Origin of the sequence: Rhodococcus globerulus, assembly GCF_019334125.1 — a bacterium.
GTDB lineage: Bacteria > Actinomycetota > Actinomycetes > Mycobacteriales > Mycobacteriaceae > Rhodococcus_F > Rhodococcus_F globerula.
This window is the reverse complement of the sequence record NZ_CP079698.1, coordinates 2,561,373-2,575,450: the sequence shown is the minus strand read 5'-3', so window position 1 is coordinate 2,575,450 and position 14,078 is coordinate 2,561,373. Positions and strand designations below refer to the sequence as shown.

Annotated in this window: 14 protein-coding genes; 3 read left to right on the top strand and 11 right to left on the bottom strand. The window is 61.7% G+C overall.

What is annotated here, in order from left to right:
- From KYT97_RS11745 to KYT97_RS11725, 5 genes are all read right to left on the bottom strand, one after another.
- Window positions 1-1,443 (bottom strand): FAD-dependent oxidoreductase, encoded by a 1,443-nt coding sequence (locus KYT97_RS11745; RefSeq protein WP_033235696.1) that lies wholly within the window; start codon window positions 1,441-1,443, stop codon window positions 1-3.
- A gap of 67 nt (window positions 1,444-1,510) precedes the next feature.
- A complete protein-coding gene (locus KYT97_RS11740) occupies window positions 1,511-1,756 on the bottom strand; it encodes a hypothetical protein (RefSeq protein ID WP_033235695.1) in 246 nt (81 codons plus the stop codon).
- Entirely contained in the window at window positions 1,756-2,142 is a 387-nt protein-coding gene (locus KYT97_RS11735) for a nuclear transport factor 2 family protein (RefSeq protein WP_033235694.1), read from the bottom strand. The genes KYT97_RS11740 and KYT97_RS11735 overlap by 1 nt, the downstream gene beginning before the upstream one ends.
- 144 nt (window positions 2,143-2,286) lie before the next feature.
- Window positions 2,287-2,787, bottom strand: coding sequence for a flavin reductase family protein (locus KYT97_RS11730; RefSeq protein WP_033235693.1), 501 nt, complete (start codon window positions 2,785-2,787; stop codon window positions 2,287-2,289).
- Window positions 2,788-2,955: 168 nt separating this feature from the next.
- Complete coding sequence (locus tag KYT97_RS11725) at window positions 2,956-4,557, bottom strand: outer membrane protein assembly factor BamB family protein (protein WP_033235692.1); 1,602 nt, start codon at window positions 4,555-4,557, stop codon at window positions 2,956-2,958.
- Window positions 4,558-4,601: 44 nt separating this feature from the next.
- Between KYT97_RS11725 and KYT97_RS11720 the strand changes: the two genes are divergently transcribed.
- Window positions 4,602-5,213 carry a TetR/AcrR family transcriptional regulator gene (locus KYT97_RS11720; RefSeq protein ID WP_172936400.1) on the top strand — a complete coding sequence of 204 codons (612 nt, stop codon included), beginning with the start codon at window positions 4,602-4,604 and terminating at the stop codon, window positions 5,211-5,213.
- A 73-nt stretch (window positions 5,214-5,286) separates the two neighbouring features.
- Entirely contained in the window at window positions 5,287-5,973 is a 687-nt protein-coding gene (locus KYT97_RS11715) for a PadR family transcriptional regulator (RefSeq protein ID WP_033235691.1), read from the top strand.
- A gap of 36 nt (window positions 5,974-6,009) precedes the next feature.
- Here the strand turns inward: KYT97_RS11715 and KYT97_RS11710 are convergent, their stop codons facing one another.
- Window positions 6,010-6,813 carry an IclR family transcriptional regulator gene (locus tag KYT97_RS11710; RefSeq protein WP_219112301.1) on the bottom strand — a complete coding sequence of 268 codons (804 nt, stop codon included), beginning with the start codon at window positions 6,811-6,813 and terminating at the stop codon, window positions 6,010-6,012.
- A gap of 272 nt (window positions 6,814-7,085) precedes the next feature.
- Here KYT97_RS11710 and KYT97_RS11705 point away from each other — a divergent pair, with 272 nt between their 5' ends.
- Complete coding sequence (locus KYT97_RS11705) at window positions 7,086-8,426, top strand: HNH endonuclease signature motif containing protein (RefSeq protein ID WP_219112299.1); 1,341 nt, start codon at window positions 7,086-7,088, stop codon at window positions 8,424-8,426.
- A 159-nt stretch (window positions 8,427-8,585) separates the two neighbouring features.
- Here KYT97_RS11705 and bphC read toward each other — a convergent pair whose 3' ends face one another.
- From bphC to KYT97_RS11680, 5 genes are all read right to left on the bottom strand, one after another.
- The gene (gene bphC, locus KYT97_RS11700) at window positions 8,586-9,497 is read right to left on the bottom strand and encodes a biphenyl-2,3-diol 1,2-dioxygenase (RefSeq protein WP_219112297.1); all 912 of its coding nucleotides are present in this window, start codon (window positions 9,495-9,497) and stop codon (window positions 8,586-8,588) included.
- A gap of 18 nt (window positions 9,498-9,515) precedes the next feature.
- A complete protein-coding gene (locus KYT97_RS11695) occupies window positions 9,516-10,697 on the bottom strand; it encodes an acyl-CoA dehydrogenase family protein (RefSeq protein ID WP_033235689.1) in 1,182 nt (393 codons plus the stop codon).
- 52 nt (window positions 10,698-10,749) lie between these two features.
- A complete protein-coding gene (locus KYT97_RS11690) occupies window positions 10,750-11,922 on the bottom strand; it encodes a 3-ketosteroid-9-alpha-monooxygenase, oxygenase component (protein WP_033235827.1) in 1,173 nt (390 codons plus the stop codon).
- Window positions 11,923-12,028: 106 nt separating this feature from the next.
- Window positions 12,029-13,237, bottom strand: a complete 1,209-nt coding sequence (locus KYT97_RS11685; RefSeq protein ID WP_219112295.1) for an alpha-hydroxy acid oxidase — start codon at window positions 13,235-13,237, stop codon at window positions 12,029-12,031.
- Between the two features lie 58 nt (window positions 13,238-13,295).
- Entirely contained in the window at window positions 13,296-13,850 is a 555-nt protein-coding gene (locus KYT97_RS11680; RefSeq protein ID WP_106939692.1) for a hypothetical protein, read from the bottom strand.
- Window positions 13,851-14,078: the final 228 nt, after the last annotated feature.

The window sequence follows — 14,078 nt, the reverse complement described above, 5'->3', positions numbered from 1 at the left end:
TCAGGCGTCCGCGCTGACCCGGGTGGCCGCATGGGCACCGGCAACACGACCGAACGCGAGGGCGTCGGCGATGTGGAATCCGCCGTCTTTGGCTGCGCTGTACGTGGAACTGACGGTGCCTGCCGCGTAGAGTCCGGAAATCGGATTACCGGCGGTGTCGAGTACACGCGAGTGGCCGTCGCGGCGAGGACCACCGTTGCTCCACCCTAGGAGCGGCGGCCCGGATACGGCGTAGAACGGCGCAGTGACAACGGGAGCCAACGTCGCGGGGTCCCGACCGAATGACTCGTCGACACCGGCAGTGCATGCCTCGTTGTAGCGTCGCACACTCGTTTCCACGACGGCGGGGTCCAGGCCCAGCTTGTCGGCGAGTTCGGCGAGTGTGTCCGCCTTGACGATCCACCCCTTGTCGATCTCGGTTTGGTTGTCTGCGCTCCACTCGTAGCCCTCGTCGAGAACTAGACGCCCGACAGCCAGTACGTCGCGGCCGGGGCTCAGTGGCCCGGCCAACCTCATGGATTCGTCGAACACGATGTTCATCGACCGCACCGGAAAGTGTTGGTAGGAACCTTCTTTGAATACATGGCCGTGGCGCATTTCGGCCGACTCGCAGGTGAATCGGCGTCCCTCCTGGCTGAGGAACACGTAGTTGTGTGCGTTCCACAATGCGAGGTAGTGCCCGGACGGATCGTCTGTGTCGCCGGAGATTCCGGTAATGGTCATCATGTTGTTCATGTGCCACAGGTCGGCGCCAACTGCCTGCGCCATGCGATGGCCGTCGCCGGTTGCCGCCGGTGATCCCCAGATTTTCGGGTTCTCGAGGCGGAGGTAGTCGCGGACCATGGCCGGGTTGGCCTCGAAGCCGCCGGTCGCCAGGATGACACCCCGACGAGCGTACATCTGCGAAGTTGTTCCACCCGAGACGGTTTCGACTCCGATCACTGCTCCGGACTCGTCCGTCAGCAGTGCGGTCGCCTCGGTGTCGAAGAGTGTTGTGATGCCGCGTTCCGCGAGGGCCGAGACGAGGAAGCGGTAGAGCAGTTCGTTGCCCATGGCCCCACCGATGGTGTCCATCCCTGCGTAACAAGAACTTCCGTCGAGCTCGGCGTACTCCGCCGTGGAATGGAACTCGCCGGACATCGACACCGGTGCATCCAGTTCGCGGAGCCAGTCCGAAAGCCCGTGTGTGTTCTCGGCCCACGCGTCGATCACGTCGTCGGCGACGGTGAACGAGCCGTTCAAGGCGCGCAGGAACGTTCGGGCTGCAGCGGGATCCTGGTTGACGAACCATCCACCGCCGGACAATCGGGTGTTACCGCCGGCGTTGTCAGGTCCGCACTTCTCCAGGATCACCACTGATGCGCCGTCAGCGTGTGCTTGCAAAGCTGCAGCCGATCCTGCAGCTCCCGAACCGATGACAATTACGTCGACATTGTTATCCATGTCACAAAGCTATGGCGCCGCAATTGCGTCGTATATGTAGCTTCCCAGTGAGCGAGAGAAGTCCTGTTCAGTACAGGGAGCCGGGAACGGGATAGCTGCGCTCGCTCATTTCGACGGCTCCGGCGTCGGCAAGGTCGTTGATGGTCTGACGCAACGACGAGCACGAACGCTGTGCATACGGATTATCCGACGGGCGCGCAAGTTCCGGGCAGACCTGCTCGGAATCCTCGAGCCACTGCACGCTGGTGTGCGCGTTGCTGTACTTCTCGATGAGTACTCGGTTGCCGCAATTGCGGCAGCTGACCTGCCGCATCAGCGTACGGCCATGTCCGACATCGCCCAGAACGCGCGCGTGCTGGTGATCTTGGCGTTCTCGTCGAAGGTCATCACGTCGATGGGGGAGACCTCGTAGATCTTGTCACCCATCGGTGTCACGACGCGGAAATGGAACGCCGCGCTGGAACCGCTGACACGCAGGGTCAGGAGTTCGATCTCCTGCGTGCGACCTTCGAGGGCACCGAAGAATGCGGCAATCGCCTCGCGGCCGACAACGGGTTCGCTGCCCACGGGATCCTCGAGAGTTCCGTTCTCCGCGTACAGGGCTGCGATGTCTGCGCTCGATCCGCGGGAAACCGCGTCGAGGTACGCGGTGACGGTCGCGGTGATCGCAGCGGTGATATCTGGTTCGACAGTAGTCATCGTCGTAATCCGATCAGTTGTGTCCCGGTGAGGTCGGCGGTGGGCGCCGACCTCACCGGACGTTATCGCTTCTGATCGTCCCTATCGTCGATCTCTCCCACGCAGCGGGACGTCCAGTTCAGACGTCCGTGGCTTGTCGGAGGCTTAGGCGTCGAAGCGACCGAAACCGCCACGGTAGAAGAGCAGCGGACCGTCGTGGCGCAGCACGGTCAGATCCGTGATGCGTGCAACGACGATGGTGTGATCGCCTGCATCGTGCTCGTTTTCGATGGTGGCTTCGATACGGGCCAGGGCGCCGTCGAGGGCAGGCGCGCCGTTGGAGCCTGCTTCCCAGTCGACACCACTGAACTTGTCAGTGCCGCCGCGAGCGAAAGCCGAGCACATGTCCTTCTGATCGTGCGCAAGAACGTTGATGCAGATGGATCCGGCTTCACGCAGTTTCGGCCAACTCGTCGACGTCTTGGCCGGGCAGAACGACAGCAACGGAGGATCGAGAGAAACCGAGACCAAGGACTGGCACGTGAATCCGAGTGGGGATTCACCGTCGTGGGCGGTGATCACCGTGACGCCGGTGCAGAAGTTGCTCATCACGTCGCGCAGTGTGCGCCCGTCCAGCGCCGGCGGTGCGGCATTTTCTACGGACATGTGTCTCTCCTCGATCAAAGCTCTGCAAACAGGGTGTGAGTCCCTACGATGTGGGGCAACGGCGAGGTAATCCAGCGCCAGTCCCACTCAATGGCAGCAAGAACACTTCTGCCCAGGATCCCGCTCCACCCGGTCGACTCAGCACTCCCGGTCAGTAGAAGCGCTGCCCTACGGGTTCGGGATGAACCCGTCGAGTCCGCCGGACGGTGCAATCAGTTCGAGTCCGTCCGGCAGTGTCGGGTTGATCATCGGCGCGAGTGGCGCAACAGCCGTCGACGTCATGACGCCCAAGGTCGAGAAGATTCGTCCGTCCGGAGTGACCGCCAGAATCCCTTCCGTGGTGTCGGTGGCGAAGCCGATGTTGCGCATTCCTTTTCCGGTGGCCGGATCGATGTCGACGATGGCGGACTTCACCGGCACCGAGACGGGGTAACCCTGAATCGGGACGTCGTAGCCGTAGAAGACTTCGATCAGAATTGAGCCGTTCACAACCGTCGGGTTGCCGTTGCCGCGCACGATGGGCGCGCCGTACACGTCGCTGACCGGGAGCGTCGCGTTTGTCAGCTCGCTGAGATCGGCGTCCCAGAGCTTTGCGCCTGCGGCACTGTATGCAGAGAGGACGCCGGGATTGGTGAGTGCGTAGATAGATCCTTGCGCGTCCACGGCTACCGCGGCAGCGGCAGCGCCGGACGGCGCGTTCCAGAGTTCCTTGCCGGATGCAGCGTCGAACGCATAGAGGAGTCCCTCGTCGTCACACGTGTAGACGGTTTTGCCGTCGGGCGAGATAACGGGGCTCGAACCGCTACCTGGCCCCATCTGCGCTGCAAAGGCAATGGAAATCGAGCCGGGGGCACCGTTCTTCGGTGGGGTGATGTCGAGGCCGTAGAGCGCGCCCTTGTCTTGTTCCTTGTCGGTTGCCGCGACGTAGACGCGTCCGGTCACAGAGTCCACTGCGGGAGTGTTTGCGCTCTGGACTATGCCGCCCATGATGATCTGGAAGATGGGATCCTTGATGGCAGGGTCCATCATTCCGCCGGCCCACATGTTCGGTGACATCGGAGTTTTTGTGTGCCGCTTGGCTATTGAGCCGGGAAGCTGGAACACGGGTGCGCGCAGCTCTCCGGTGGCCCGGTCGACCACCATTACCTGACCGAACACGGTGGTGCCGAAAACTGCACCGTCCTTGGTGAAAGCGGCTGTGACAAAGGGATTGATCGCTTGCGATCCGTCGGCAAAGGGGTTGGGGCTGGGCGCTGCCGGTAGGTCGATGACCCAACGCAGGGCGCCGCCACTGGTGTACGACCACAGTTGATCTGCGTCGCTGACAAAGATGTTGCCGTCCGCGTCGATGATGGGGGAGGAGATGATCGCGGCCGAGTCGACGCCGGTCTTGCCGCTCCACGCCGGTGTTTCCCAGACGATGGTGCCGAACTTGTCGAGCACATGGAGGTTGGCGCTGCCCTCGGCCTTGCCTGTGGTGATGGCCAGGTTTCCGTTGGGCAGCATGGTGGGAGCGGTGAGAATCGACGCACCCTGCAGAGCTGTCCACCGGGTGTAACTCTGCGCGGGTTTAACCCCCAGTTGCTGACGACGATTGCCCGAATCGCCGTGCAGGGTAACCCAACCTGTGTCTGCGTAGACAGATGTGTCGGGTTCGAGGCTTCCGTCGATACTTCCGGTGCTGCTTCCGAAACCTGTCGCGAGCACCGTCGTAGCGGCAACGAGTAGGGATCCGAACCTGGCCGGGGTCATCGATTTCAAGGGGCTCATTAATACTCCTTATTAGTAGTAATCGGAAAGGTACACTAAGCGCCATGAGTACGGGAGAGCTCTCGACCAAACAAAAACTTCTCGAAGTCGCGGAAGAACTCTTTGCCACGAAGGGGATTGAGGCGACGCTGGTCGGTGACATCGTTTCGGGTGCGGGCCAACGCAATCCGTCGGCGCTTCGGTATCACTTCGGCTCCCGCGAAGGCATACTCCAGGCGATTCGGGAGAAGTATCTGGTGCAGTTGGAGTCTCGACGAACCGTGATGCTGGCAAACTGGCAAGGCGATGTCACCCCGCGCGAGTGCGTCGAACTGATCGTGGCGCCGCTGGGGGAGATGCTCACCAGCGAAGCGGGCCGCAGGTACCTGCGCATTCTCGGCCAGACCATTTATCAGCTCGAACCCGAGCAGATAGATCAGGTACCGCCGAACTATCCCAGCCTCGTCAGATCCATCGAGTTGCTACGCGAATCCATCGGCCACCTGCCCGGCCCGCTGGTGGACGAGCGTGTGCGCGGCGCAATTCTGCTTGCCACCGCAATGCTTGCCGTCCGGGCACGTGATCTGACCGGGCGCCGCCGATTGCCGCTCTCGGCGGCGGACTTTCAAGTGAACGTCATCGACATGACGACAGCAGCCTTGACCGCCAATTCGTGAAACTCTCCCGCTAAGCGGGCACCTCGGTTTGTGATGCACCTCACCTGGTCGTTCGATTGTTAGACTCCTGTCCGTGTCCGCAACCGAAGACGTGTCCAGAGGACTTCCCGCAACGAGTTGGGCGGTCCTCGGAACGCTCACGTTCGGTGAGGAGCTGACAGGCAACGATCTCAAGAAATGGGCCGACTGGAGTGTCGGGTTCTTCTACTGGAGTCCGTCCATCAGTCAGGTGTATGCCGAGCTCAAGAAACTCGAGAAAATCGGGTTCGTGGAATCGCGGGTCGTATCCGAACCGGGAGTGCGGGGTCGGCGCCTGTATGCGATTACCGAATCCGGAACCGAGGCAGTGCGCACCTGGTCACGCGAAGCTCCTGTGGAGGTTCCCGTACTCAAACACGGTGTCATGCTTCGACTTTGGATGGGGCATCTCAATGACCCGCCACGGCTCAAGGCACTTGTCGGTGCGCATATCGCCAATGTCGAGGAGCAACTACGACGCGCGGAACTTCACGCAGACCACGCAGAAAACGAGCCCGCGTGGGCGTACTCCGTCATGACATTGCGTTGGTCGGTACGCTACTTCCGGGCTGAAATCGACCTTGCGCGTGAACTACTCGACGATATCGACCGGGCGTCGGCAGAATTTGCCAAGGTCGCCGAATATGATCCCCTCGGGTCACCGATCCCGGTGTCGCCTGGCCGATGGAAGGACATCGAAGATCATGTCCTCTCACTCACCCAGGATCAGCGCGATATCTGAGTAACCAGCTGCCCTCGGTCATGACCAACGTGTTGCTCACGCCCTGGCAGCGGTTGGCAGGTTTCGCAGCAGCTGCCGACGCTGCAAAGTCGGTGTGACAGTGTGAGATCCACCGTCGATGGCACGCCAGATCGCAGACGCGGCCATGCGGACGGGTGCTGCACTGATGTGATCGTTACGTAGCGCCGTCGTCGGCCCACAAATCGACACTGCGGCAACTGCCCGTCCGGGCAGTCCGATCGGTGCCGCCAGACAGCTGAAGCCGGCCAACCCACTCCCACTTTCGAAGGCCACACCGGCCTCCCGAATCCGGGCACGCTGGGGATGCGTTGTGGATTGTGACTCGAATGCGAGCAGCGCCTGCCCCAAGGCGGTCGTGGGAGCATGACGCCGTTCCCCGACGCGCGTTGGGACCGCGGCGGCCAGGCGCCCGCCGATCTTCTCGAGATACACCACATCGGAGCCGTCGAGAATGCCGAGGTGAACAACAAATCCAGTGACGCGATACAGCTCGTGCAGCAGTGGCAACGCAGCTGTGTGCAGGCGATCCTGGTGCACGGCGAGAGAGCCCAACTCGACCAGGCGCATACCGAGCTCGTAGTCGCGGCCGTCGCGCCGTAGCCAGCGCATCGAGACCAGCCGCTCGAGTAGGCGGTGGGCGGACGACCGAGGAAGGCCGGTGCGGCGAACAATCTGGGCGAGTGTGAGGCGGCCAGGACCGTCGAAGGTGTCGAGGACGAGTGAGACGCGGTCGAGAACGGCAGTGGGTGTCGAGTCAACCCCCAGGTCAGCGGAATCTAGCTTCACGGTCGCTACTTGGGACTCCAGTGCCATAGTCATCGCGTCCACTACTCCTCTTCGATGAAAATCTGTGAGCTGGCTATTTCAATTAGAAATAGTGTCATATGACTCGCGATTTGTGAAGTGAATCACGTAAACGTCCTGCATCTGGGCGTAGGGGCGTGGCGCGTTCGGGTTTTTGTGGGCGCCATTCCTGTCGACTGGGCGATCCGGCGCGCATGCGTGTCGCTTCGGTTTCAGATGTGCCCGATATGTCTCTTGATTCGAATAAGTGTTCGAGTATCATTGTGGTCAAGGGTGGGGAGGCTCTGATGACCACGGTCAGCGATTTTGTTTCGGTGGGGGATGTTGTAGCGGGTTCGGCTGCGGGTGTGCGTGGCAGGTTGTGGCAATTGCGCCCGGCGGAGGTTCGGGACGTTGCCGTGAGGGCGTCTGCTGAAATTCTTCGGTTGGAAGCGATTCGGGTTGCCGCTGTCGACGCGTTGGCGCTCAATCCGGACGAGCAGGTCCTGTGTTATCGGGGTGTTGGTCGGTGGTTGGCGGCGAACACGATGCTGCAGAATGCGGCCGGTAACAAGATCGCTGCCCTTGGCGTCGCGCTGCGGGTGTTCCCCGACATTGCTGCGCAGTTCGAGGCCGGCGATCTCTCGCTCGATCATGCGGCAATAATCGTCGCGTTCTGCGAATCACCACCAAAAGGCATGCCCGACAGTGCGTTACCGTCTTGCATGAAGACCCTTCTCGCTGCCGCATCCGGCGTGGAGGCGACCACCGTCAAACTCCGCTACGCGATTGCAGTTCTGGAGCGGATTTTCGAATCCGACCAGGCACCGCCCGGTGAGGATGATGACCTCAATGTCTTGCGGATTTCGCCGACGTTGAACGGTCGGGTCGCGATCAAGGGCGATTTCGACGCGTTGACCGGCGAAATGCTGTTGTCGGCTCTCTCGGGTCTGTCGATGCCGAAACCGGCCGCCGACGGAACCCCGGATCAGCGGGCGGCAGCCAAACGCACCGCCGACGCGTTCACGGAACTGATTCGCCGGTATCTCGACAATGCCGTCACCGGTGTTGATGGTGGGCAGCGTCCACACGTGAATGTGCATATCACCGCGAAAGATCTTGCGGAGCATCGGGAATGCGCCACCATGCGTAGCGATGTCGCGGCGGATTTCGATGAGCCTGATGTCGAGGATCTCGACGTCGGGTACATGCCGTGGATGGGACCACTGAGTGTGAGCCTGACCCGGATGCTTGCGTGCGATTGCATGCTCTCCACCGTCCTGATGGACGGCAACGGCGCACCGCTCGATGCGACCCCGCACAAACGCCTCGTCACACCCGAACAGCGGACTGCGCTGATCGCCCGGGACAAAGGCTGCGCCTTCCCCAACTGCGATGCCGTACCGGCCTGGTGCGACGCCCACCACATAAAACCCTGGTCAACCGGAGGCTTGACGGTGATGGACAACCTCACCCTCCTCTGCCGTAGCCACCACCGATTGATCCACAGCACCAGCGGGTTCCGCGGGATCTGGGAAATCAAGATGGGCGATGATCACAAACCGTGGTTCATCCCACCAGCTGCGATTGACCCGAAACAACGACGCCGACGCTCCACAACCCGCCAAGGCCCAGTGCACCGAGACTGAAACCGGCCCTGCCGGAACTGAACACTGCGCGTTTGCTTCGCATCACCAGTAAGACGATGCGAAGCCCACCCGCATGCCTACGGGGTCCGGACACAGGAAAAGGGCTTGCGCACAAATGTGCGCAAGCCCTTCCCTGTGAAAATTTACATCGCTTAAAATTTACATCGCTGCCAGCGGTTCGCTGCCCGACCAGTCATGGCCCCAGTAACTGTCGGCGGTGATCTCCTCTGCCGAGTAGGAGTCCTGATCCACCTTCGATCCCTCGGTGCCGAACTCGATGTCCCAGCCGCCGGGTGCCCGGACGTAGAACGAGACCATCTTGTCGTTGGTGTGTCGACCCAGGGTCGAGGACACCGAGAATCCGTCCTTCACCACCCGGTCGAGTGCCTGGCCGACGGCGTCGAGTGTGTCGACCTCGACCATGATGTGAATCAGGCCGGGCGCGCCGCCGTGCGGGGCAGGGCACAGCGCCAAGCTGTGGTGGCGTTCGTTGACCCCGAGGAAGCGGATGCGCAGGGGGCCGAACTCCGGCGGCGCGGGCAGGCGGAATGCGCCACGCGGATAGAAGCCGAGAACATCGGTGTAGAAATCGAAGCTCGCAGCACTGTCCATGACCGGGAGAACAACGTGGCCAAGGCCCTGTGAGCCGGTGACAAATCGAGAGCCGAACGGCGTGACGACCGGGCTGTGATCGAGGATCGCGCCGTGGAAGATTTCCACATTTGCGCCGCCGGGATCGGTGAAGGTGATGACCTCTTCGACTCGGCGTGCGTCGGCCTCGGCCAGGGGAAGTTGCTCGACCACGGTGCCGAACTTCTCCAGCGCGGCCTGAACGCGTCGTAGCGCGTTGCGATCGGCCACCTCCCAGCCGATGCTGACGATCTCGTCGCGCTCGCCCTCGACGATGACGATGCGGGCGGCGCGCTCGTCGAGTCGCAGGTACAGCGCGTTCTCGTCCGGTCCGCTGCCCTTGGCGAAGCCAAGAACGTCGAATGCAAAAGTGCGCCAACGGTCCATGTCGTTGGTGGAGATCTTGACGTAGCCAAGTCCCTTGATGTCGGTGTGCGTCATCGTGTGTTGTTCCTTATGTCAGATCATCGCCCGCAGCGGGCCCTGCGGATCGGCGCCGAGGCGGCTGAGGGAGGCAGCGTGGAATACGGTGCCGGGGACGTGGATTGCGTGATGCTGGCCGGCATGGGCGTCGCGCCAGAAGCGCTGCAGTGGCTTGTCCATGCGAAGGGCGTTGCCGCCGCACCGCGGGTAGACCTGGTCGATGGCATTGATGGCACGCCATGCAGCCTGTACCTGGGTCTGCCGACCTTCTGCGCGCTGCTCGAACGTCACTTCCTTGCCTGCGTCCACGCGATCCCACATGCGATCGACATTGGCCAGCAAGGTGTCTCGCGCCGCGCGAATATCGGCCGTTGCCTGGCCGATGGCGAAGAGCGTGTACGGATCATCCTTGATCGCGGTGCCCTGGGCATTGATGCGATCAGCCTGGTATTCGTTGGCGTGGAACAGCATTCCCTCGCAAATGCCGATGGTCGCGGCTGTGATCCCGAGTGGGAACATGTTCGACCACGGCATCAGGTACAGCGTCTCGGTGCGTCCGTACTTGCGTACAGCGGTACCGTCGATGACCTCGTCGCAATCCATGACGCGGTAATCGGGAACGTACGCGTCCTTGACCACAAGATCTTTCGACCCCGTGCCGCGCAAACCCATGACGTCCCACGAGTCTTCGATGATCTCGTAGTCGGTGCGCGGAATGATCACGTGCAGCATGCGGGGCGGCATTTCCATGTTGCCGTCCTTGTCGCAGGCCATAGCGCCGAGGAACGCCCAATCACAATGGTCCGTACCGGAGGAAAACTGCCAGCGGCCGGAGAACTTGTACCCACCGTCGGTGGGAATACACATGCCGCCGGGCATATAGGGAGAGGCCATCCAGGTATCAGGATCGGAACCCCAGATTTCCTGCTGAACCTTCGGATCGGCAAACGCCAACTGCCACGGGTGAACTCCGACAATCCCGTGGACCCAACCAGCCGACGGATTCAGCGACGCCATCCGCATTACGGTTTCCGCGAACTCGCGCGGATGTGCCTCCATGCCGCCGTATTCCTTGGGCTGCAACATCCGGATCGACCCGGCGGCCTTCATCTTCTTGGCGGTATCGTCTGCCAACCGTCCGATTTTCTCGGCCTCGATACCTTCTTGGAAGATGTCGTCGGCCATCAAGTTGATCTGTTCGAGCACTTCGTAACTCATGGTCACCCTATGTTGTGTTGTGTCGTGTGGTCTCGGTCAGCACGGGCTCTGATCAGGACGTGGTCTGAGGTGCCTGGGCTTCCCGGGCTGCGACGTTCTCGGCAACTTCCTGCTTCCAGCTCGCCACCGCTCGGGTGGTGTCGATCTCGAACTCGAAGCGCTTGGTCATGTCTTCGGTGACGTCCTCGACATCGGTGTAGAACTGGTTGTACCAACGCCGCAACTGATATACCGGGCCGTCTTCTTCGGAGAGAAGTGGATTGTCGATGGGAGCCTTGTTCTTCCAGATCTCCACGTCCTGAAGGAATCCCGTCTCGACGCCCTCGGTGAACTGCGCGGCCATAGCCGCAGTGTCCTCGTCGCTCATTCCGGGAAGCTTCTTCACCATGGCGCCGTACTGCAGCACGAAGGCGTTGTTCGAGATCGGGTAGTGGCAGTTGATCAGAACGGTCTCGATGATCTGACCGTTGGCCTCGCTCTTGAGCCAGTCGATCATGTACGACGGACCGAAATACGACGCGTCCGAACGAAGAACAGCGTTGGGATCGCCGTAGTTCGTGCCGCTGATGACATCCTCACGTCCCACCGACTCCATGTACTGGCTCGCGACATGGCCTTCGAAGATGTTCTTGAAATACCGGGGGAAGGAGTAATGGATGTAGAAGAAGTGCGCCATGTCCACGACGTTGTCCACGATCTCGCGGCAATGCGAGCCTTCGATGGTGAGCGTGTTCCAGCTCCAGTCGCTCCACTCGCTGCTTCCGAAGCCTTCGATCTCGGGGATGGTGACTTCTGCGGGTGGGGGGTTGCCCTGGGGATCGTTCCAGACGAACAGCTGGCCGTTACGCTCGAGTGTCGTCCATGCACGGGTCTTGGCCAGCGGCGGAACGCGTCGTGCGTACGGAATATCCGTACATTTTCCGTTGCCGCCCCAACGCCAGTCGTGGAACGGGCACGCGATCGAATCGCCCTTGACCGTGCCCTGCGCCAGGTTGCCGCCCATGTGACGGCAATAGGCGTCGAGGATCTTGATGTCGCCCTTACTGTCGGCGAAAACAACCAGGCTGGTGCCGAAGATTTCGATCTGGTGTGGCGTTCCGTCGCGATACGTCTTGCTGAGTCCGAGGCAATGCCACCCCCGAGCAAATCGCGCCGGGGGAGCCGCCGCCTCGATTTCGCGAATTTCCTCGTCTGCCGTTGTGGGTGAGTCCGTGCTGAGCGACATGTCTTCCTCCGAGCCGCGTCCGACGACGCTGTCAGTGATGTGATCCACCCCATAGAACCGTTGGCGTGGTTGCCTCGGATACGGGCATTCCCGCTGGATGGAACACTTACTCTTGGGACCGGAAACTCGCCCCGCGTCGCATCATGTGGGAGCGATCGAGTTCGGCGATGTCACGTACGCCCATGAGCGTCAGAGTCCGAGCGATCTCCTCGCGGAAAATCTCGAGAACGTGCGCGACGCCGTCCTCACCGCCAACCGCCAGTCCATAGACGTACGGTCGGCCGATTCCGACCGCGGTCGCGCCGAGTGCAAGTGCCTTCACCACATCGCTGCCACGACGAATGCCGCCGTCCAGGTAGACGGGAACACCGCCGGATCCGCCCACTCGATCAACCACCGCAGGCAGTGCTTCGATGCTCGAGAGCGCGCTGTCGAGTTGGCGTCCACCGTGATTCGACACGACAATTCCGTCGGCACCCAGTCGGACAGCAGCAGCGGCATCATCCGGATCGAGAATGCCTTTGACGTACATCGGACCGTCCCACAGATCGCGGATCTTCGCCAAGTCGTCCCAGCACAGTTCCGGTCGCAGGAGACTGACCTGCTTCTGCGCCGATCGCACTGCGGCGGCGGCGCCTCGCTCGTCGACCAACATGCGCGACGAGATTCGCTGGTGTTTGAGGAAGTTGTAGGCCCAGCGGGGTTTGCGGGCCGCGTCGAGGACGCGGGACGGCGAGAGAGTGGGCGGAATCCCCATGCCTTTCTTACGTTCTCCCTCCCGGTTTCCGGTCACCGGAACGTCAACCGTCACGAACAACGCGCTGTACCCGGCGTGGTGTGCGCGGTCGATGAATTTCTTCGCCAAGGATTCCCCGGTGCGGATGCTGGTCCACGGGTAAAGCTGGAAGAAGTGGTTCTCGGAGGTGGCGTCCGCGATCTCCTCCACTGTGTAACTGGATGCCGTCGAGATAACCGCTCGCGTGCCAACGCGTTCGGCTGCCCGAGCGGCAGCTCGTTCACCGGTCCACTGGATCAGTCCGGTCATTCCGGTGGGAGAGAGGAAAACCGGGAGATCGAGCGCTGTGTTCCCCACTTTGGCGGACAGCCCTTGACCTTCGTTTCCGGTCAAAACCCGGGAGCGAAGCGCCCACTTGTCGAAATCATCGACGTTGGCGCGCAGCGTCAGCTCGTCCTCGGCGCCGCCGTCGACATACGCCCAGATCATCGCGGGCAGTGCTTTGCGGGCACGTTCGCGGTAGTCAGCGACGGTTATCGGTGACGTACGTGAGGACAGAGTGAATGCAATGGCCGACATGGAGCCACTCAATCACCGGAGAATCGCCCGGTTGCTGCCTGATCCCGCTCGGTGGAACTTACCGATCCGAGTGAGCAGTCTCCGCCACGGTGACCCACGCCCTGCCCGCGGTTACGCCTGCGTCATCGGTTGCACTCACGATGAAATCGGAAACATACTCCGAATCCTTGAGATACCGGGCGACGGCAGTGCGGGTAAACGTGAGACGCGAGGCATCCGAGACGAAGATTCGGGTGCGGAATCGACGGACGCTGTCGGCATCGAACGAGGCGTCGACGTGCGCGGCCAGCGCGGACGAAGTGCTCGCGGCGACAGGACCTTTGATGTCGCAGGCGATTCCCGACGCGTACACCTCGGCAACCAAGTGCCCGTACACGTCGCGGTAGTCGATGGTCCGGGCGATCCGCGACGGGCCGCCGTCGGTGGACGGGATTCGTTCGAGTGAACGGATACTTCCCACAACAGTGTCCGTGGGGCGTGGCGGGCCGAAGAACACCACATCCTGTTCGTCTGTCGACGCGTCGATCAAGCCGGCGGATGCGTCGTACAGCGTCGAAAATGTCGGCAGCACCGCGTGCGCCAAGGGATTCTCGTCGACAAGCATTGCAGTCACGATAACCTCCGTTTCCCCCGGCCAGTCGGCCGTTCGAGTGGGTGATGGCAACGCTAGTGACCATCGCGGCTACCACAGCATTTGCTCCCGCTGATCGGGAATATGTGCAGAAGTGCCCTGTAGTGCGGCTGGGACGTAGCCGCGGTTTCGGTGGGCGAGACATCAGTTTCTGGTGGTATTGCGCTCGTTCCACCGTGCGGGAGATCCTCTGTCGAGCGGGCTGTAGGC